Annotated in this window: 19 protein-coding genes; 16 read left to right on the top strand and 3 right to left on the bottom strand. The window is 47.5% G+C overall.

Features of this window, described 5'->3' with window-relative positions; translation table 11 throughout:
* Positions 1 to 6 precede the first annotated feature (6 nt).
* From HRU69_02605 to HRU69_02650, 10 genes are all read left to right on the top strand, one after another.
* Positions 7 to 216, top strand: a complete 210-nt coding sequence (locus tag HRU69_02605) for a hypothetical protein (protein ID QOI96439.1) — start codon at positions 7 to 9, stop codon at positions 214 to 216.
* 55 nt (positions 217 to 271) lie between these two features.
* The gene (locus tag HRU69_02610) at positions 272 to 1,993 is read left to right on the top strand and encodes a caspase family protein (GenBank protein ID QOI96440.1); all 1,722 of its coding nucleotides are present in this window, start codon (positions 272 to 274) and stop codon (positions 1,991 to 1,993) included.
* A gap of 14 nt (positions 1,994 to 2,007) precedes the next feature.
* A complete protein-coding gene (locus tag HRU69_02615) occupies positions 2,008 to 2,787 on the top strand; it encodes a diaminopimelate epimerase (GenBank protein ID QOI96441.1) in 780 nt (259 codons plus the stop codon).
* A 169-nt stretch (positions 2,788 to 2,956) separates the two neighbouring features.
* Positions 2,957 to 6,304, top strand: a complete 3,348-nt coding sequence (gene secA / locus HRU69_02620; protein QOI96442.1) for a preprotein translocase subunit SecA — start codon at positions 2,957 to 2,959, stop codon at positions 6,302 to 6,304.
* The gene (locus HRU69_02625) at positions 6,301 to 6,816 is read left to right on the top strand and encodes a hypothetical protein (protein QOI96443.1); all 516 of its coding nucleotides are present in this window, start codon (positions 6,301 to 6,303) and stop codon (positions 6,814 to 6,816) included. Before secA ends, HRU69_02625 begins: the two co-directional genes overlap by 4 nt.
* A gap of 50 nt (positions 6,817 to 6,866) precedes the next feature.
* On the top strand, positions 6,867 to 8,054 hold the full coding sequence (locus HRU69_02630) for an amidohydrolase (protein QOI96444.1): 1,188 nt from the start codon (positions 6,867 to 6,869) through the stop codon (positions 8,052 to 8,054).
* Positions 8,055 to 8,093: 39 nt separating this feature from the next.
* Positions 8,094 to 9,677, top strand: coding sequence for a Na/Pi symporter (locus tag HRU69_02635; GenBank protein QOI98804.1), 1,584 nt, complete (start codon positions 8,094 to 8,096; stop codon positions 9,675 to 9,677).
* Between the two features lie 50 nt (positions 9,678 to 9,727).
* A complete protein-coding gene (locus tag HRU69_02640; protein QOI96445.1) occupies positions 9,728 to 10,084 on the top strand; it encodes a phage holin family protein in 357 nt (118 codons plus the stop codon).
* 2 nt (positions 10,085 to 10,086) lie between these two features.
* Positions 10,087 to 10,485: a hypothetical protein gene (locus HRU69_02645; GenBank protein QOI96446.1), complete on the top strand. Its 399-nt coding sequence runs from the start codon at positions 10,087 to 10,089 to the stop codon at positions 10,483 to 10,485.
* Positions 10,472 to 11,233 carry a geranylgeranylglyceryl/heptaprenylglyceryl phosphate synthase gene (locus HRU69_02650; protein QOI96447.1) on the top strand — a complete coding sequence of 254 codons (762 nt, stop codon included), beginning with the start codon at positions 10,472 to 10,474 and terminating at the stop codon, positions 11,231 to 11,233. The genes HRU69_02645 and HRU69_02650 overlap by 14 nt, the downstream gene beginning before the upstream one ends.
* Before the next feature lie 8 nt (positions 11,234 to 11,241).
* Here the strand turns inward: HRU69_02650 and HRU69_02655 are convergent, their stop codons facing one another.
* Entirely contained in the window at positions 11,242 to 12,456 is a 1,215-nt protein-coding gene (locus HRU69_02655; protein ID QOI96448.1) for a carboxypeptidase-like regulatory domain-containing protein, read from the bottom strand.
* Positions 12,457 to 12,602: 146 nt separating this feature from the next.
* On the opposite strand from HRU69_02655, the gene HRU69_02660 reads away from it, so the two are divergent.
* Complete coding sequence (locus HRU69_02660; protein QOI96449.1) at positions 12,603 to 13,721, top strand: histidine kinase; 1,119 nt, start codon at positions 12,603 to 12,605, stop codon at positions 13,719 to 13,721.
* Positions 13,722 to 13,743: 22 nt separating this feature from the next.
* On the top strand, positions 13,744 to 14,487 hold the full coding sequence (locus HRU69_02665) for a response regulator transcription factor (protein ID QOI96450.1): 744 nt from the start codon (positions 13,744 to 13,746) through the stop codon (positions 14,485 to 14,487).
* Between the two features lie 3 nt (positions 14,488 to 14,490).
* On the opposite strand, the gene HRU69_02670 is transcribed toward HRU69_02665, so the two are convergent.
* On the bottom strand, positions 14,491 to 15,888 hold the full coding sequence (locus HRU69_02670) for a TonB family protein (GenBank protein ID QOI96451.1): 1,398 nt from the start codon (positions 15,886 to 15,888) through the stop codon (positions 14,491 to 14,493).
* The gene (locus HRU69_02675) at positions 15,881 to 16,444 is read right to left on the bottom strand and encodes a sigma-70 family RNA polymerase sigma factor (GenBank protein ID QOI96452.1); all 564 of its coding nucleotides are present in this window, start codon (positions 16,442 to 16,444) and stop codon (positions 15,881 to 15,883) included. Before HRU69_02675 ends, HRU69_02670 begins: the two co-directional genes overlap by 8 nt.
* A gap of 85 nt (positions 16,445 to 16,529) precedes the next feature.
* Between HRU69_02675 and HRU69_02680 the strand changes: the two genes are divergently transcribed.
* The 4 genes from HRU69_02680 to gmk all read left to right on the top strand — a co-directional run bounded on the left by HRU69_02680 (position 16,530) and on the right by gmk (position 19,885).
* Positions 16,530 to 18,374, top strand: coding sequence for a von Willebrand factor type A domain-containing protein (locus tag HRU69_02680; protein QOI96453.1), 1,845 nt, complete (start codon positions 16,530 to 16,532; stop codon positions 18,372 to 18,374).
* 89 nt (positions 18,375 to 18,463) lie between these two features.
* Positions 18,464 to 19,048, top strand: a complete 585-nt coding sequence (locus tag HRU69_02685) for a sigma-70 family RNA polymerase sigma factor (GenBank protein QOI96454.1) — start codon at positions 18,464 to 18,466, stop codon at positions 19,046 to 19,048.
* Between the two features lie 4 nt (positions 19,049 to 19,052).
* Positions 19,053 to 19,316, top strand: a complete 264-nt coding sequence (gene rsrA, locus HRU69_02690) for a mycothiol system anti-sigma-R factor (GenBank protein QOI96455.1) — start codon at positions 19,053 to 19,055, stop codon at positions 19,314 to 19,316.
* Positions 19,316 to 19,885, top strand: a complete 570-nt coding sequence (gene gmk / locus HRU69_02695; protein QOI96456.1) for a guanylate kinase — start codon at positions 19,316 to 19,318, stop codon at positions 19,883 to 19,885. The genes rsrA and gmk overlap by 1 nt, the downstream gene beginning before the upstream one ends.
* The last annotated feature ends 2 nt before the right edge of the window (positions 19,886 to 19,887 follow it).

Genomic DNA, 19,887 nt, shown 5'->3' on the forward strand with positions numbered 1-19,887 from the left:
AAAACCATGTTCCGGCTGTTGCTTATCCTCATCCTGTTGTTTTACGTGCTCTACAAAATGGGCCTGTTCCGGGTATTTGTGCACCAGGTTAAAGACGGTTACCACGAAAACAGCCGCAGACCGGGCGAACTCAACATTGACCCACCTGCACCAAAACAAAAGAAAAAGCCCAACCTGAAGGGGGGTGAATACATTGATTACGAAGAAGTGAAATAACCTTCTATAAAATCAGCTTTCCGGTTAATTTTACTTTCAATAATCCTTTACAATTATGTACCGACTGGTCCTGGTGTGCCTGGCCCTCGTCCTTAGCCTTCCTTCCGTAAAAGGTCAAACCTACCAAAAGCGACTCGCCCTGGTAATCGGTAATTCATCTTACCAAAATGGGGGCGCGCTTAAAAACCCTGTTAATGATGCACGTGCTATTTCCAGTGCATTACAGAACGCAGGCTTTGAAGTATTGCGTTATGAAAACCTTACTCAAAATCAGATGAAAAAGGCCATTAACGATTTTGGCCTGAAATTACGCGACTACGAAGTAGGGTTGTTTTACTATGCCGGACACGGTATCCAGCACAAAGGCATAAACTACATGATACCGGTCGAAGCCGATTTGCAGGCTGCCGAGCAAATTGAGTTTGATTGTGTGCCGGCCGATCGGATTCTGGCGTTTATGGATGCGGCCTCAACCAAAGTTAATATCCTTATTATGGATGCCTGCCGAAATAATCCGTTCGAACGAAGCTGGAACCGCAGCGTTGAAGGAAGCGGATTGGCCATGATGAACGCCCCTGCCGGCACCTTGATTGCATACGCCACTGCTCCCGGCAAAGTAGCTTCCGATGGAGAGAGCGCTAACGGACTTTACACCAGTGTACTGCTCAAATACCTCAAAGATCCCACACTTAATATCGAACAGGTATTTAAACGGGTGCGCACGGAAGTAACCGAAAAATCGCACGGTGCCCAGGTGCCGTGGGAAACTACTTCACTCACCGGAGGTGATTTTTACTTCACCTCAAAAGCATTGCCGGCTGATAATTATAAACCGGCTGATGCTATTAAAACCGATAATACAACACGCGAACTGGCCGGAGAAAATCCAGAGTTGGCCCTCCAATTCTATACCTCCGGTATGGAAAAATATGATCAGCAAAACTATAAAGAAGCCATTACCGATTTTACCAAATCCATAAATAATAACCCCCGGGATTTTCAGGCCTACCTGTGGCGCGGACATTCAAAATATAACCTGGGTTATCAAAATGGTAAGAAGGACAACAAAATACTGGAGGAGGCCATTGCCGACTATTCCATGGTCATCCAGCTTGATCCGGCTAATTCCGATGCGTACTTCTACCGGGCAAATGCCAAAAAACTGCTGGATCGCTACACTGAGGCTATTCCGGATTTTACCATGGCCATTAAATATGATCCTAAAAAATGGGATAACTATTACTACCGGGGCCTAACCTACTACCTGCTTAAAAAATACTGGGCCGCGATCGAAGATTTTACAAAAACGATTGAACTCAATAACACCATTCCGGAAAATTACTACTGGCGCGGGGCTAACTATTATGGGGCTCAGGAATATGAAAAATCAATTGAAGATTTTAACCAGGCTATTGCATTAAATCCGGAATACCTGGATGCCTATTTCTTCAAGGGAGATGCCTACTATGAATTGAAGGACTATGAACATGCGCGCAAAGCGTACGAATTCTACGTTGACCGAAAACCCGAACCCGATATAATGATGATGGTTGCCCATTGCCTCTATAATACCCGGCAGTATGATAAAGCATTGACAAAGTATAACGAGGTTTTAAAAATAAATCCTTCCTATGCCGAAGCCTATTACTGGCGCAGTCATTTGTATTTCAATGGCTTGAGTGACAAAGCCAATGCCGTTAAAGAAATCAATAAAGCGCTGGCACTCGATCCGAACAATGCAACCTACCTCGAATTGCAAAAGGAAATAAAGCAGTAGGATTTTTGGCCCTTATGAAAATTAATTTCACCAAATACCAGGCCACCGGTAATGATTTCATCCTGATTGACAACCGGTCGGGCAACTACACCCTTACAGCCGAGCAGGTCCGTCACCTGTGCGATCGCAAATTCGGCATCGGGGCCGATGGCATCATGCTCATCGAAAACCATCCGGTACTGGACTTCAACCTTGTTTACTATAACAGCGATGGTTCGCAAAGTTTATGCGGCAACGGCTCAAGGGCCGCTGTGCACTTTGCATCTCAACTTGGTATTGTAACCAACAAAGCCTCCTTTCACGCTTTCGATGGCGAGCACCGGGGCGAACTCCAAACACCTGACACCATCCGCATCAAACTGAATGATGTATCAGAAATTAAAAATTACAACTCCGATATATTCATCAACACGGGCTCGCCCCACCTGGTACGCTTTGTGGAGGCCGTAGCGTCCTTTCCGGTTGTGGAGGAGGGAAGAAAAATCCGCTACAGCGAAGTCTTCGCTCCACAAGGCGGCACTAACGTAAACTTCGTTGAACAACTTGATAACAACACCCTCTTTGTGCGCACCTATGAGCGGGGTGTTGAAAACGAAACGCTCTCGTGCGGCACCGGGGTTACGGCCGCAGCGCTGGCCGCAGCCCAAGAAGGTTATCAATCGCCTGTAACGATCAAAACGTTGGGGGGTAATCTCCGGGTAGAATTCAGTCAACAAACCACAAAACCCTGCTTCACCGATATTTACCTCATCGGGCCTGCCAAAAAAGTATTTGCCGGAGAGGTGGAGTTGTAAACCCTGCCAAATAGTGGCGTCAACCTGCCAAAATGGGCAAACCGGTCGTTTAACCCATTGTTTGGAGTCATTATTGCCCGCATCCATTACCAAAAACAAATTAACTTTGACACTCTTTTGTCCTTAACCATAACATTGGGGTGACGGAGTAACAGACTATCAACTTTTTATGCTACAATTCATTGCCAGGATTTTCGGCACCAAATCAGAAAAAGACATTAAGCGCATCATGCCCCTGGTGGAGCAAACCAGGCAGGAAGAAGCCCGTTTGGCCACCCTTACCAATGATCAACTAAGAGCCAGAACAACCGAGATTCAGAATACCATAAACCAGGAACTGAAGGAAATTGACGACCAGCTTGCCGCCTTACACCAGCGCATTGCCGATAACCCCGAACTGGACATAGCCGAAAAGGAAACCATTTTTTCAGAAATCGATGCACTGGAAGAAACCCGCAACAAGGAACTGGAAAAAGTGCTGATGAAGATCTTGCCCCAGGCATTTGCGGTGGTTCGCGAAACCGCCCGCAGGTTTAAAGAAAACAGCCGCCTGGAAGTAACTGCCACAGAACTTGATCGCGAACTGGCCGCTAAACACGCACACGTACAGATTGAAGGCGACAAGGCCATCTGGCACAACCAGTGGATGGCCGCGGGCAACCTCATCACCTGGGATATGGTGCACTATGATGTGCAAATCATCGGAGGGATTGTGCTGCACGAAGGTAAAATTGCCGAGATGGCCACAGGCGAAGGCAAAACCCTGGTGGCTACCTTCCCGGCTTTTCTCAATGCGCTGGCTAAACGGGGTGTGCATATTGTTACAGTTAACAACTACCTTTCTGTTCGCGACAGCGAGTGGATGGGGCCGCTCTTTCAATTCCACGGCCTGCGCGTTGACTGCATTGACAAACACGAACCCAACTCGCCCGCGAGGAGAAACGCCTATCAGGCCGATATTACCTACGGCACCAACAACGAATTCGGCTTCGATTACCTGCGCGATAACATGGCCCGCGACCCGCAGGAACTCGTGCAACGAGGCCACCATTACGCCATGGTTGACGAAGTGGACAGTGTACTGATTGATGAAGCCCGAACACCGTTGATCATTTCAGGGCCCGTACCGCGGGGCGACCAGCACGAATTTTATGATTTAAAACCACGCATCTTTAAACTGGTCGAGGCCCAGAAAAAAATTGTTGCCGACTACCTGGTTTCCGCAAAAAAACTGATTGCCGAGGGCAACGAAAAAGAAGGAGGCACCGCCTTGTTCCGCGCCTTCCGCGGCCTGCCCAAAAACAAACCGTTAATTAAATACCTGAGCGAAACCGGCATCAAGGCCATCTTGCAGAAAACCGAAAACTTTTACCTGCAGGACAACAAAAGAAATTTACCGGAAGCCGATAAACCGCTTTACTTCATCATTGATGAAAAAGATAACAGCGTTGAACTAACCGAAAAAGGAATTGACCTGATTACCAACGAAGGCGAAGACCCCCGCTTTTTCATTCTCCCCGAAATCGGTACGGAACTTAACAAAATCGAAAAGGATCCGGCACTGAGCGAAGCCGAACGCTTCCAAAAGAAGGAAGAACTCATCCGCGAGTACCAGGTTAAATCGCAGCGTATTCACAGCGTTAACCAACTGCTGAAAGCCTATACCCTGTTTGAAAAAGATACCGAGTACATTATTGTTGACGGCAAAGTAAAAATTGTTGACGAACAAACCGGCCGGGTGTTGGAAGGCCGCAGGTACTCCGATGGCCTGCACCAGGCCATCGAAGCCAAAGAAAACGTTAAGGTGGAAGACGCGACCCAAACCTACGCCACCATTACCCTGCAGAATTATTTCCGCATGTACCACAAGCTGGCCGGTATGACGGGCACTGCCGTAACCGAAGCCGGTGAGTTCTGGGACATCTACAAATTGGACGTGGTCACCATCCCCACCAACAAGCCGGTAACCCGCAAAGATTTTGACGACCTGGTTTACAAAACCATGCGCGAAAAATTTAATGCCGTAGCTGATGAAATTGTAAAACTCACCCAGCAAGGCAGGCCGGTACTGGTGGGTACCACCTCGGTGGAAATTTCTGAACTGGTAAGCCGCATGCTGCAACTGCGTAAAATCAAGCACCAGGTACTTAATGCCAAGCAGCACCAGCGCGAAGCCGAAATTGTTGCCGAAGCCGGAAAACCCGGCACTGTTACCATTGCCACCAACATGGCCGGGCGCGGTACCGACATTAAACTTACCCCCGAATCGCGGGCTGCGGGCGGATTGGCCATCATTGGTACCGAGCGCCATGAATCCAGGCGGGTTGACCGCCAGTTACGCGGACGTTCGGGCCGCCAGGGCGACCCAGGTACTTCACAGTTCTACGTGTCGCTTGAAGACAACCTGATGCGGTTGTTCATGCCCGAACGCATTGCCCGGATTATGGACAGGCTTGGACTCAAAGAGGGTGAGGTTATCCAGCATTCCATGGTAACCAGCTCCATCGAGCGTGCCCAGAAAAAAGTAGAAGAAAACAACTTCGGCATACGCAAACGCCTGCTTGAGTATGATAACGTGATGAACTCGCAGCGCGAAGTTATTTACAAGCGCAGACGCAACGCCCTGTTTGGCGAACGGCTGGAACTGGATATTCTGACCATGCTTAACGATACCTGTGAAGACATCGTGGGCAATGCCAAAGCCGCCAACGACTACGAGAGCCTTCGGCTGAACGCCCTCAGTACGCTGGCTCTTGATTACGAACTGAGCAAGGAAGAATTTGAAAAGCAAGGCGAAGCCAAACTGGCCAGCGACCTGTACCACAAGGCCCTGGAGCACTACCATAAAAAGAACAAAACCGTAGCTGAAAAAGCCTTGCCGGTAATTAAAGAAATATACAAAACACGGGGAGCCACCATCGAAAACATTCTCGTACCATTTACCGATGGCACCAAAAATATCAGCATTGCAGCCAACCTGAAAAAGTGCGTAGACACCGGCAATGCCGAACTGATCAAGGCCATGGAGAAAATGGTAACCCTGGCCATTATTGACCAGCTTTGGAAAGAACACCTGCGCGACATGGACGACCTGAAGCAATCCGTACAAACGGCCGTGTACGAACAAAAAGATCCGCTCCTGATTTACAAGTTCGAAGGCTTTGAACTGTTTAAGCGGTTGGTGGGCAAAGTAAACGAGGATACTATTTCATTCCTGATGAAGGCCGATATTCCCGTACAGGAACCCGACCAGGTGCAGGAGGCCCGCTCTGCCCGCAGGCAGCGCTTTAGCGAGCAGAAGGAAGAATCGCGTTCGCTGCTCAGCGGTGGCGGACAGGCACAGGCACCAACAAGCCGGCCACCACAGGAGAAAGTAATGCCGGCCAAATCGCAGAAAATTGCCAACCGCAACGACCGTGTTTCCGTGCAATACCCTGACGGCAAAATTCTGCGCGATGTGAAATATAAAAAGGTAGAAGACGATATTCTTAATAACCGTTGCATACTTATCGAATGAGTGCACGCTTATCCTATTACCTGATAATCCTTCTGCTGGCCGCTCACGCCTGCAAGCCGCCACAGCAATCAACCGCTGCGCAGGGTGGACGGTACCATGAAGATCTCTCAGCTTACCGGCCGGTCGTACAGGAAGTACCCTCGGGAAACGGCACTACCCAACAAGAACCAGGGCGCGACCCGAAAGCTTACGTAGAAGCGCAGTATGCTGTAAACAAACAGGTTGATTTTGTGCTGGACAGTATTGATCGCATTAACCTTACCCGCAAGTTTATTGACGGATTTACCATACAGGTACACTCCGGGCTGAAACGCGATGACGCCCTGAACGTAAAAAAAAACCTGCTTGCTTACCTGCCCCATCTTGAATCAGAAATACAATATATCCAGCCTAACTTCCGGGTAAAAACCGGAAAATACGTTACCCGCCTGGATGCCCAGAAGGATTATATGGCCGTCAAGCGATATTTTCCCGGAGCCATTGTTGTGCCTGATAAAATACCGGCAAACTGATAAAGTACCGTTTAGGGCATTCATTCCCGCAATCATTTGTATTTTTGAGAATGCCCCTGCTTGAACGGATTAAAAAACTTGCAAGTGATTTTGCCTCCGAAGTGATCGACATGCGCAGACACCTGCATGCGCATCCCGAACTTTCTTTCCAGGAATTTGAAACGGCCGCCTTTATTACCCGCCAACTTATTGAACTCGGCTTAACCCCCCGGCCGATGGCTACCACCGGAGTTATTGCCGAGATAAAAGGGAAAAATCCGGAACGTAAAACAATGGCCCTGCGGGCTGATATCGATGCCTTGCCGATACAGGAAACAAATAACATTGCTTACAAATCAACCAAACCGGGTATTATGCACGCCTGCGGTCATGATGTTCACACCTCATCCTTGTTAGGAACGGCCCGTATATTGAGTTTGCTCACGGATCAGTTTGAGGGTACTGTCCGGCTGATTTTTCAGCCGGGCGAAGAGAAACATCCGGGTGGAGCTTCGCTGCTCATTAAAGAGGGCGTGCTTAAAAACCCCGTACCATCATCCATCATCGGGCAGCACGTATTTCCTCTGCTGCCGGCAGGAAAGGTGGGCTTTCGTTCCGGCAAATACATGGCCAGCTCCGATGAAATTTTTTTAAAGGTGATTGGTAAAGGCGGGCATGGGGCCACTCCCGAACTAACCATTGATCCGGTGGTCATCGCCTCGCACATTATCATTGCCCTGCAACAAATTATCAGCCGGCATACCTCCCCAAAAAATCCAAGTGTATTAACCTTCGGCCGTGTACAAGCCAATGGGGCCACCAACATCATACCCGATGAAGTTACCATAGCCGGAACGTTCCGCACGTTAAACGAAGGATGGCGCCAGGAAGGGCTGCAAAAAATTAAAACCATGGCAGCAACCCTTGCCGAAAGTATGGGCGGCCATTGCGAGGTGACTATTTCCAGCGGGTATCCCTACCTGGAAAATAATGCTGAACTGACAGAACGAATCCGCCAGGCAGCCGAAGCGTACGTTGGCAAAGAAAACACGGTTGACCTGGACATTACCATGGGTTCGGAAGATTTTGCGTATTACTCACAGGTAATTCCCGCATCATTTTACCGGCTGGGTACGCGCAACGAAGCCAGGGGTATAACCTCGTATGTGCACACCCCAACTTTTGATATTGATGAGGAGGCACTGGCCCTTGGTCCGGGGCTGATGGCCTGGATGGCCGTTAAAGAATTAGGCAGCTAACTTTTATTCATTTTGGAAACACCCCTTCAGCAAAATGCCATACCTGCCCCGCGTCCACCGTTTCTGGGTCGCGCAATAACTACGTTGTACATTCTGGGTACGCTGGTGCTTTTTGTGTTCTCGCTTGATTTGCTCGTTTCGTCACTTCAAAACCTGGGCAAATCGGCAGCCGAAACTATCATCATGGCCACATCCAACCCGTTCACGGCCTTGTTCATCGGCTTGCTGATTACTGCTATGATACAAAGCAGTTCAACAACCACGGCATTGGTTGTTGCTTTTGTGGCCTCCGGATCAATTACCCTGGAGAGTGCCATTCCGATAATTATGGGCGCCAACATCGGCACCACCATTACCAGCACCATTGTTTCGCTTGGGTTCATCAACAAAAAGAAGGAATTCAGGCGTGCGGTTGCGGCCGGAACTTATCATGACTTTTTCAATATTCTCACGGTATTTATACTGTTTCCGCTCGAGTATTATTTCCGTTTTCTGTCAGATACTTCGCTGTACATCACACAGCGCTTTCTCAAGATGCCCCTGATACAGGCCGAAGCCCTACCTTCGGGGTGGTCGGGCTTTACACCGGTTGTTGACTTTTTTATCCGGATAATCCCCAGTGGCTTTGTGCTGGCGGTACTGTCATTCGGTTTGTTGTTTCTCTCCATTGTCTTGTTCAGGCAACTGATTTCGCGACTACTGATGGCCAGTTCGCCCGAACGCTTCAGCCGGTTTTTCTTTAAAAATACGTGGAAGTCATTTTTCTGGGGCCTCCTTACTACGGCCGCCATCCGCTCCAGCACCATTACCACATCGGTGGTTGTGCCTATTGTGGCGCAAAAAATTATCACCCTGCGCAAAGCCGCTCCGTTTATACTGGGCGCCAACACCGGCACCACGATAACAGCGTTTATTGCTGCAACGCTAAATGTAAATTCATCCAGCGCCATCAGTATTGCGTTGGTGCATTTTCTGATTAATCTTTTTGGAGTACTTATATTCTATCCCATTCCATTCTTACGGCAAATTCCATTGGGCTTAGCCTACCGGCTCGGCCGCCTAACCCTGCGTTACCGCCTGGTGGGATTCGTGTACATCCTGACGGTTTTTTTCTTTATTCCTTTCTCGCTCATTTACCTTAATAAAGATTCAGCAGAAACCATCCGGATGGGCTTTAGACTTACGAACCACATCACAGCCGAACAAAAGACTATTGCCGTTACACTTAAGCAACCATCAGGTAATAAAAGCGGTGAGTGGCTGTTGTACCGTGAGGCCGATAACGCTTCCGAAGAAATTATTGTTGTTTACAGACGCAACAATATGTTAATGATCAACAAAGAAATGTTCCTGTTCAACAAGCCTGGGTATTGCTGGGATGGTGAAAACAAGCTTGGAAAATACAAGTGCTGTGTTGAAACCATTCTGCCTTCTTTTACATCTGCCTCCGATATAACGATCGATTCGGTTTATGTATTCAACCGCCAGTATTACCAGGCGCCCGATTCAACTGTTCAGCGGCTGTACATAAGCCCCGATTACCCGGTTATCCTAAAATACACCAGTCACACCGGTAACCGGATTACCGAAACCGAAGAGGTCGTAGGCATTTCGAGGGAATAGCGATTTCCGGCCGCCTCTATTTTATCTATATTGCATAGTCAAACAAGGTTATGCTGAAAGATACCATTTTGAAATTTTTGAAACTGGACGGCCTGGTAAACAACCTGAACGACTACGTTGAAACACGCCTTGAGTTACTGAAGTACGAAATCAGGGAGGATGTTGCGCAGGCCCTTGCCAAAGCCTCCATCTTTCTGGTGCTGATGTTGCTTGCCGGATTGGTGGTGGTATTTCTGAGCGTGGCCGCAGCCTTACTGTTGAGTATATACGTGGGCAGTGCTGCCGGATTTGCCATTATTAGCGGAGTTTACTTGTTAGTGATTATTATTATAGTTCTGACACGCAACCGCCTAACCCATACGATTGAAGAGGACATTAAAAAACATTTAAAGAAAAAAACGTCATGAACATGCAACAAACGGACGACCCCGTAAAAAGCCAGTTGTTGCGCAAAGCATCGCAACAGCGTGATGAACTGGAAGGCGAACTGAAAGACCTTTCTGACCGCACCGAAAAATTTTTAACCAATGCATTGATTATTGGCGGAGCATTGGCATTAACCTATGTCCTCGTCAGGCAGCTTGGCGGGAGAAAGAAAAAGAAATCAAAGACTAAGAAAGCAGTTACAAAGCCGCAAGCTGAAGTAGAGGCCGAGTCGGAAGATGACTCCCCCGTTACCCATGTAGTCTCACAAATTGGCACGGCCCTGCTTAGCCAGGCTACTGTTTTTTTGCTGAACATGGCCAAAGAAAAACTAACCGAATACCTGCAGGCTCAGGCACAAAAAAATACCCATGAACATTCTTAACCTGCTCTACCAGAAACAAACTCAGGGTAAAAAATCCATTGCCGTACTGATTGATCCCGACAAGGTTGCCGAACGGATTCAACTGCAGCACCTGATTGACCTGGCCAGCGAAAATTGTGTAGATTTTTTTCTGGTGGGTGGCAGCCTGGTTACCACTGTCAATAGCGCTGAAATCATTTCGCAGATTAAACAAAGTGTAAGTTTACCGGTTATCCTGTTCCCGGGTAATGCCATGCAGGTTGAGCCGACTGCCGATGGCATCTTTTTCTTATCACTTATATCCGGTCGCAATCCCGAACTGTTAATTGGTCAGCATGTGGTGGCGGCACCGGTTATCCGCAACACCCGGCTTGAGGTGCTGCCAACCGGTTATTTACTTATCAACTCCGGCCGTACGACATCCGTTGCTTACATGAGCAACACCATGCCCCTGCCCGATGACAAATATTCGCTGGCCGCGTGCACGGCCATGGCCGGTGAAATGCTGGGACTAAAACTTATATACCTGGATGCCGGCAGCGGGGCCGAAAAAGAAATCAGTGCAAAAATGATAAGCGCAGTAAGAAAAGCCGTGACTGTTCCGCTCATTGTCGGTGGAGGAATTAACACACCTGATAAAGCACAGGCGGCCCTGCAGGCCGGAGCCGATATGATTGTTGTTGGCAATGCGCTTGAAAAGGAGCCAAACCTGCTGATTGACATTGCCAACAAAGTTTATGAATGGAATGAACGCGTTGGCGTAAAGTAAACTGTTCGCTAATGCCGCCCTTCAAATTGCTTATGCAAGGGCCCGGCTTTTTCCAGATCTTCCAGTATTTGTTTATCCAACGGGCTGTCCTTAATCAGGTTATAATTGTCCCAGAATTCTTTGTTATAGGGCTTATCCTGGTATTGTAATCCATAATTACGCATGCGCTCGGTGGTGCGAATGCGTTCAATGGCTCCGGGCCTAATGTCATTTATCAGCAGTTGCTGGTGCAATTCGGTTTCAAATTTCAATTCATTGGTTTGCCGGTCGTGCCAGTTTACTTTTGATACCATGCTCAGGTAGCTCAAATACATTTTGCCGTTGACCTCGCGGAAGTCGATGGTTTTGCGTAATCCGGCAAAGCGACCGATAAGATTTTTCTTTTTACCCACCGGTTCATTGGAAGAACCGGTTTCATATTCAAGGTGTACAACTGCGTACGTACGCTTATCGATAAAAATTTTAAGCATATATTGTTCGCGGTGTGCGATAACAAATATTTCATGACCATTATAATACGAATCGGGCTCGCGGGTCATGCCGGCAAACATCTCCTCGCGGGCTTCAATTTGCCGGTAGCGGATGTTGTTGTGGAGCAACAAATCTTCCAGCAGATTATCCTGATCAAAAAAAGTGGTAAAGCGACTTTCATAACCGATGCTTTTACGCACTTCCACCAACTTTACCCGTTCGCGTAATTTGTACTTGTTGCGCGGTTCGGCATAATCTTCGTCATAAATCTGCACAGCAGCCTCCAGCAGCGATATATACGTACCGGCTACTTTTTTTACATCGCGATAGAAACCTTCCAGTAAAAACGAAGTCATCGGATAATTCATTTCAATCCGGCTTAGTGCAATCCGTAAGATATCACCTCCTGCAAGCGAATCGCGCACCACAACTTCATTAAGCACAGTAGTGGACCGGTTAAGTTCAACAACAAGGGGCTTATCGGTAACCGACCACACCGGGGTTTCAAAATTGTAATACCCCAGCATGCTGATAACCAGTATTTCATTGCGGTACTCAACCGGAATATGGAAATCGAACTCTCCCTGCAGGTTACTGATGGTACCCACCGATTTACCCCGGATACCGATGGTAGCAAAAGGCAACGTCTCACCGCTTTCACGGTCGCTGATTTTACCGGAAATGGTAATCTTTTGTGCAGCACCCGGCACACAAAACACCAACAATACCCCGATGATTAGCGAAATCCTCATTTGCTGAACTTTAAAATTGGGTATTCATTTCCGTGTTTCAAACAACAGGTAAGGTTATCGGTGTTTTTTGCTGTTTACCGATGAAAGGCAAAGTTTAAACGCGTTTATCTTCTTTGATGTAACTTTAACGGACAAATTATCGGCCCTTGATCAATTTTGACAAAATACCGCGCATCTGGAAAAAGGCTTACCTGCTGCTTTGCCTGTGGTATTTCATTAATTTCTCAGTCAGTGCCATCATCGAATACCAACTGGAAACGCCCTTCATGTATGTTTTCTGGAATACCTTGTACCTTTTCGAAGCCCTTTGCGTGTTCATTGCCCTCATTCTGTTGTATTCGCATTTTCTTTTCCGGTACAAAATTGTAATTCAGGTTGCCGGTCATGTTGCAGGGGCGATGATTTTTTTTCTGATTATGGGGTCCTTCAGTTATTACCTGGAAGATTACATTGAAGGGTACGTGTACTTCGATAACTGGAAAGATCACATGGTGGGGCTGCTGCGCTGGGAAGGATTACATTTTCAAAATCAGTATGTAATAACCGCAGCCGTATATTACATTATCCGGTACTTTGAACGGATGCAGAAACGCGAACAGGAAAAAGGCGAGCTGGCCATTAAAAACCGCGAGATGCAATTGTCGCTGCTTAAATCGCAAATCAATCCGCATTTTTTGTTTAATACGCTTAACTCCATTAACATGCTGGTTGGATCAAGCAAAGAACAGGCCCGCAAGGTGATTACCCAACTCTCGGATATTTTCCGCTATGCGCTGGATTCGCATGGCGACCAGTTAGTTAAACTTATCCACGAGATTGATTTCATCGACAATTACATTAAAATCCAACAGGTTCGCTTTGGCGACAGGCTTAAGTTTGTAAAGCAGGTTGATTTTACCTGCCTCGGCATTAACGTACCCCCCATGATTTTACAGCCGCTGGTGGAAAATGCTGTGAAGTACGGAATCGCCCCGAAGGATGCCGGAGGCACCATAACCCTAACCGTAAAACGCCTGGAACAAAGCATCTTTTTCGAGGTGAAAGATGACGGCCTGGGTTCAAATGCTAAAAAAGTAATGGACAGCACCTCCTCGGGCGTTGGAATTAAAAACACCGATAAACGCCTGCGCAATACCTATGGCGCAGGTGCCGGTTTGCGTATTCGCTCCAGTGAAACAGGGTATTCCGTTAGTTTCTTCATTCCGTTAAGCGATGAGGAACGCGACTTTGTAAGCGAAACGGAGTTAAAAAGCGAAGTTGTTTAACCGAACCAGTAATCGAAAAACTATGACCATAAATTGTTTGATTGTTGATGATGAGCAGTTGGCACGCGACCTGTTGCGCGAATACATCGGCCATGAGCCCGAACTGAAAATTACCGGTGAGGCTGCCAAAGGTAAAGAGGCGGTTGAGTTGATCGACTCCCTTAAACCGGAATTGATTTTCCTGGATGTGCAGATGCCGGGTATGAACGGCTTTGACGTGCTGGATGACATTGCCCACGACCCGTACGTTATCTTCACCACTGCATACGACCAGTATGCCATTAAAGCATTTGAAAAAAATGCCGTTGACTATCTGCTAAAGCCCATCGACCAGGAGCGCTTCAGATTGGCAGTAAAGCGCGCCATTGAACGGATGAAACTGGAGCAAAATAACGTGGGCGAACTGCTGCGCAGCCTGAAAACCGAAAACAAAACTTCGTACGACAGCCATATTTTTGTACAGAAGTCGGAAAAACTAATTAATCTGCCGGTAGAAGAAATCATGTTCTTGGAAGCATCGGGTGATTACACCATATTAACTACCAAAAACGATCAGTTTGTCAGTTCGTCCGGTATCGGCAAACTGGAAGAGATTCTTAACCCCGAAACGTTCATCCGCGTGCACCGGAGCACCATCATCAACATCAACTTTCTGAAAGAAATTGAAAAACATTTTAATGGCGGCATGATGGTAAAAATGCAAACCGGAAAAAGTTTTCCGGTAAGCCGCACCTATGCCAAACTCATCAGGAGGAAAGTAGTGTAAGAATTATTTCTTCGGCAAATCAAACTTCAGTCTCACGCGTGCTTTATCCCGCACGGGCACGCCATCACGCCTGGTAGGTTCCCATTTCGGCCCCTCGCGCACAAGGCGGATTACTTCTTCATCGCACCCGGCACCAATACCCCGGATGACGGTAAAGCCGGATAACGCTCCGTTGGTCTCTACAAAAAATTCTATGGTTACCCGGCCTTCTACTTTCTTATCCAGCGCCTCCCTCGGATACTGTAAATTCTTCTCCAGGTATTGCTTAAACGCCCGGTTGCCGATACCTGGATGAGCCAGTTCAACCGTAGGTGTATAGGCTTCGCCCTGAATGCCATAGCCGGTAACCACTACTTCGCTAAGCTGTGTTACATCCAGGGCCATCTGCACATCAACCTGATTGCGGTCAGCAACTGCTACCTCCTGGGTTTGCAAACCGATAAAGGAGAAAACCAAAGAAGGATTAGGCTGAGCCGATTCGATTTGAAAATTTCCGGTAGCGTCTGTTACTGTTCCTATGCTCGTACCTTTTATCACAACGTTTATGCCCGGCAACGGACTGCCATCCTCTTTCGAAGTTACCTTACCCTGCATAATGTACCGCTCCGGGAGCACGCTTGAGCGCGTCACTCCGGAAACTTTTTTACGTTCATCGGCTGGCAAATCAGGCTTTTGTAACTGTTCCTCTTGTTTATCCGCAACAGCAAGTTCAGCCACTTTTTCAGTAGCTGGCACCTGCTCGGTTTGTTCTTTTGCCTTTTCAGTCTCAGCTAAAGCGGGTACGCCATGAATTTCAGTTGCAGGTTTTTCATCCGTTTTTGCAGTAAAAGTCTTGTCTTCAGTTGACCGTGCCGATGGTTTTGCCTTGACTTCGGCCGGATAGTTCGCACCCGTGCCGGGTTCATCGCGTTTTACCGGGCCAGCCTGCTCAGATGGTGTAGCCGATTCAGCGATTGCAGCCGAATGAGTGTCCTTATCGCCAGCAACAACTGATGACGATTCCGTCTCTGCCTTGTTCAATGCCAGAGTAACTTCGTCATCTTGTTTGGCAAAATACCAAATGGTAAATGTGGCCACCGCCAGCAACAGCAGCGCTGCTGCAATACGAAATACCCAAGGTAATGAGGTTGTCTTTTGTGCGGGAAGTTCTTCAGCCGGGACCGGCTGTGCTGCAACTTTTGACGCGGCCGTTGCTTTTCTGTTAAAATCGCTTTGCTTATCAATTGCACTGTTCAATTCAGCCACATCGTTGCTGAAATCGGTAACCGATACATGCAAGGCGCCTTCAAGGGCCTCGGCAAGAAACGGATCGGAAAGCGCCTTCTTCTCCAGGGCCTGCATTTCGGCCGGAGTCATCTCACCGTTCAGGTAGCGTTTAATATCATTGGTATAGTCAGTCATTTCTCTCCATGCAAATCTTCAGGTTGCGCTTGCCGTTCTGGATGTAGCTTTTTACCTGGTTCAGGGCGTAGCCCGTGGCCACGCTTATTTCAGCATAGCATTTTTCTTCCAAAAAGAACATACGAACACATTGTTTCTGTTCATTACCCAGTTTTTCAATGCATTTTTCCAATTTAACAAGATTTCCCTCCAGATTGTCACCGGTATCCTGATGCTCCAACTCACTGGTTTCCATAATAAAAGGCGATAATTCTTCATGGTATTTGCCCTTTTGCGATCGCAATTGCATCAGGCAGTGGTTACGCGAGGTGGCGTACAACCAGCTTTTAAAATAGTTTACTTCATGACTGAGCAGGCTTACGGCCAGCTTCTCATAGATCTGCATCACAGCATCGCGGGCATCTTCCCTGCTTTTAAGGTACTTCAGGCAAACACCGTACACAAGCCCGGAATAACGTTTAAACAAAACGCCCAGTACATTCATGTCACCCTCCAGCTTGTACCTCTTTACAAGGTCCAGGTCGGTTAATTCAGGCAGCGGGCGGTTAAAAAGCATTTTTTAAGATAAGAATTTTTTTACGGCCCCGTATGGAATCAGTAGGCTTATGGCATCTCAGCCGAGTAACCAAAAACAATACTGTATGAAAACCAAACTGATTATTCTGGCAACCCTGGTGTTTACCGCACTTGGTTTCCAGGTTCGCGAAAACCGTACCATTACCGGAACTGTCAGCTCGGCTGAAGACGGCAGTGCTTTACCCGGAGTGAATGTTACCCTGAAAGGTACAAAAACCGCTACCGTAACCGATGCCACCGGCCGGTATTCTATTTCGGTTCCGTCAACCGGGGGCACACTTGTTTTTTCATTCATCGGATTAGTGACCCGTGAAATAAAAATCAGTACAACCAACGTGATTGATGTGGCAATGTCGTTAGACGTGACCCAACTCAGCGAAGTGGTAGTAACCGGATATGGAATCAAAAGCCGGCTCAAAAAAGATAAAGCTATGGGTGCACCGGCCGAATATGAGCCCATGTATTTCGACAATCCGAAACCCCAGTGGAACACGGAAGAGTATGATGCCATTCATGAAAATATCTTTCATGATGCGCTGCGCAACCCGCTCTCTACTTTTTCTATTGATGTGGATGCTGCTTCGTATGCCAACATCCGCAGGTTTATAAACAACGGCCAGCGCCCGCCCAAGGATGCCGTGCGCATTGAAGAGCTGGTTAATTATTTCGATTATGATTACGAACAACCTAAAAATGAACACCCCTTCAATATTATCACCGAAATATCAGATGCCCCCTGGAACCGCAAGCATAAACTGGTGCACATTGGGTTGCAGGGTAAACGCATCCCCACCGAAAACCTGCCCCCGTCAAACCTGGTGTTTCTGATTGATGTTTCCGGCTCAATGGACGAACCGAACAAACTTCCGCTGCTAAAGTCATCGTTTAAGATGCTTGTTAACGAACTGCGCGAGCAGGATCACGTGGCCATTGTGGTGTATGCCGGTGCGGCCGGACTGGTACTGGAGCCAACAAGCGGTGCTGATAAGAAAAAAATTATCGATGCGCTCGACAGGCTTGAGGCGGGCGGATCTACCGCAGGTGGTGCCGGGTTACGGTTGGCGTATGCCACCGCACGCGAGTACTTTAAAAAAGGCGGCAACAACCGGGTTATATTGGCCACCGATGGCGACTTTAACGTAGGTGAGTCGAGCAATGCCGCGATGGAACGGTTAATTGAAGAGGAAAAGAAAAGTGGGGTTTACCTTACCGTGCTGGGTTTTGGCATGGGCAACTATAAAGATTCGAAAATGGAAACGCTCTCCAACAAAGGCAATGGTAATTACGCGTACATTGACACCATTACCGAGGCGAAAAAAGTATTGGTGAATGAATTTGGCGGTACGCTGTTTACCATTGCCAAAGATGTGAAACTGCAGATTGAGTTCAACCCGGCAAAAGTGCAGGCCTACCGGCTGATTGGTTACGAAAACCGTATGCTGAAAAATGAAGACTTCAACAACGATAAAAAAGATGCAGGCGATTTGGGTTCAGGCCATACAGTAACCGCGCTTTATGAGATTATACCTACCGGAGTGGAGAGTGAGTTTTTCAAAATTGATGAACTTAAGTATCAAACCATCAAAACAGATCCTTCAGCTCAGAAGTCCAGGGAACTGATGACGGTGAAATTCCGCTACAAAAATCCGGATGAAGATGTAAGCAAGCTCATTGTGCATCCGCTGGTTGACTCTTCGGTAGCTCTTGAAAAAACAACCGACAATTTCAGATGGTCGGCTGCGGTAGCAGGCTTTGGTATGCTGCTGCGCGATTCGGAATACATCAAAAATTTCAGTTATGAAGATGTGATTCAACTGGCACAAAATGCCCGGGGTATTGATAAAGAAGGGTATCGGATAGAATTCATCCGCATGGTGAAATCGTTAAATGGTGTAGTTGCAAAACGGTAAGCCTGCTGCCCCTTACTTAAAGTCGTTGCCCGCGGGCAGCGACTTTTTTATTTATAATTTATCTAAAGAAGTTGCTACTTTTGAAGCCCATGGAAGAACCCATCAGCCAGCACTACAGTGAAACGGAGAAGCACCGCATCTTCCATTCTGAGTTTATGCCTCATATAAACTCCATGCACAATTTTGCTTACCGGCTTACGCTGGATGCCGATGATGCAAGCGATTTGGTTCAGGACACCTATTTAAAGGCCTACCGCTTCATTGATTCCTTCCAGCAAGGAACTAATGCCAAAGCCTGGCTGTTTCGGATTTTAAAAAACAGCTTCATTAACGACTACCGCAAGAAGAGCAAGGAGCCTTCGAAGGTAGATTACCAGGAGGTTGAAACGTACTATAACTCGGATGATGTAAACCGGCAGATTACACCGGATTTGCGTGTTGAGGCCCTGCAGGATATGATTGGCGATGAGATCTCCAATGCCCTTAACTCGCTGGATGTTGACTTCAGAACGGTGATTATCCTGTGTGATTTGGAAGGTTTTAAATACGATGAAATGGCCAAGATTCTCGATATTCCAATCGGAACGGTGCGCAGCCGCCTGCACCGGGCGCGCAACCTGCTGAAAGAAAAGCTAACCGATTACGCCAGAAAAATGGGTTACAAAAACACGTAAGCGTATGCCAAAACCTCCCGACTCATCCGATCCCTCCAAGGCTATCAACTGCAGGGAAATGCTTCAGAAAATCCTTGATGGTGAAGCCACCCCCGAACAGCAACAACAGTTTAAAGCACACATGGAAGAGTGCATGCCTTGCTATAAGGGCTACGAACTGGAAATGGCCATCAAGGCCCTGCTTCAAAAAAAATGCAACGGCCATGGCGCCCCGCCCGACCTGATTGAAAAAATTAAAAATCAAATCAGCCACAATACCCCGCATTAATGGCCGGCAAAGCGTTAATCTTTTCTGCACCCTCCGGTTCCGGTAAGACCACCATTGTAAAACACCTGCTGCAAAACAATTCCGATCTTGGGTTTTCGATTTCGGCTTCTACGCGCGACAAACGCGGGCGTTCCGAACAACACGGAAAAGACTATTACTTTCTTACGCCCGAAGAATTCAAAAAGAAAATAGATAACGATGAGTTTATAGAATGGGAAGAAGTGTACGAAGGAAACTACTACGGCACGCTGAAATCAGAAATTGAGCGCATCTGGAAAGAAGGTAAAAATGTAATCTTTGACGTAGACGTAAAAGGCGGACTGAACCTGAAAAAATATTTTGGCAACAAGGCCCTGGCTGTCTTTGTAAAAGTTCCATCGCTGGAAGTTCTGGAAGAACGATTAAAAATGCGGGGTACCGAATCGCACGGCAGCCTGTCGCAACGCCTGTTCAAGGCAAAATTCGAAATGACATTTCAGGATAAGTTTGATGTAGTACTGGTTAATGAGGATTTGAACAAATCGCTGGCCAAAGCCCAGCAGCTCTACGAGGAATTCAAGAAGAAGTAACC

This window comes from Flammeovirgaceae bacterium, assembly GCA_015180985.1.
In the GTDB taxonomy this organism is placed as follows: Bacteria; Bacteroidota; Bacteroidia; order Cytophagales; family Cyclobacteriaceae; genus UBA2336.

Coding starts and splice junctions, on each gene's coding strand:
- HRU69_02605 (QOI96439.1), top strand. CDS start 7: ATGTTCCGGCTGTTGCTTATCCTCATCCTGTTGTTTTACGTGCTCTAC.
- HRU69_02610 (QOI96440.1), top strand. CDS start 272: ATGTACCGACTGGTCCTGGTGTGCCTGGCCCTCGTCCTTAGCCTTCCT.
- HRU69_02615 (QOI96441.1), top strand. CDS start 2,008: ATGAAAATTAATTTCACCAAATACCAGGCCACCGGTAATGATTTCATC.
- secA (QOI96442.1), top strand. CDS start 2,957: ATGCTACAATTCATTGCCAGGATTTTCGGCACCAAATCAGAAAAAGAC.
- HRU69_02625 (QOI96443.1), top strand. CDS start 6,301: ATGAGTGCACGCTTATCCTATTACCTGATAATCCTTCTGCTGGCCGCT.
- HRU69_02630 (QOI96444.1), top strand. CDS start 6,867: ATGCCCCTGCTTGAACGGATTAAAAAACTTGCAAGTGATTTTGCCTCC.
- HRU69_02640 (QOI96445.1), top strand. CDS start 9,728: ATGCTGAAAGATACCATTTTGAAATTTTTGAAACTGGACGGCCTGGTA.
- HRU69_02645 (QOI96446.1), top strand. CDS start 10,087: ATGCAACAAACGGACGACCCCGTAAAAAGCCAGTTGTTGCGCAAAGCA.
- HRU69_02650 (QOI96447.1), top strand. CDS start 10,472: ATGAACATTCTTAACCTGCTCTACCAGAAACAAACTCAGGGTAAAAAA.
- HRU69_02655 (QOI96448.1), bottom strand. CDS start 12,456: ATGAGGATTTCGCTAATCATCGGGGTATTGTTGGTGTTTTGTGTGCCG.
- HRU69_02665 (QOI96450.1), top strand. CDS start 13,744: ATGACCATAAATTGTTTGATTGTTGATGATGAGCAGTTGGCACGCGAC.
- HRU69_02670 (QOI96451.1), bottom strand. CDS start 15,888: ATGACTGACTATACCAATGATATTAAACGCTACCTGAACGGTGAGATG.
- HRU69_02675 (QOI96452.1), bottom strand. CDS start 16,444: ATGCTTTTTAACCGCCCGCTGCCTGAATTAACCGACCTGGACCTTGTA.
- HRU69_02680 (QOI96453.1), top strand. CDS start 16,530: ATGAAAACCAAACTGATTATTCTGGCAACCCTGGTGTTTACCGCACTT.
- HRU69_02685 (QOI96454.1), top strand. CDS start 18,464: ATGGAAGAACCCATCAGCCAGCACTACAGTGAAACGGAGAAGCACCGC.
- rsrA (QOI96455.1), top strand. CDS start 19,053: ATGCCAAAACCTCCCGACTCATCCGATCCCTCCAAGGCTATCAACTGC.
- gmk (QOI96456.1), top strand. CDS start 19,316: ATGGCCGGCAAAGCGTTAATCTTTTCTGCACCCTCCGGTTCCGGTAAG.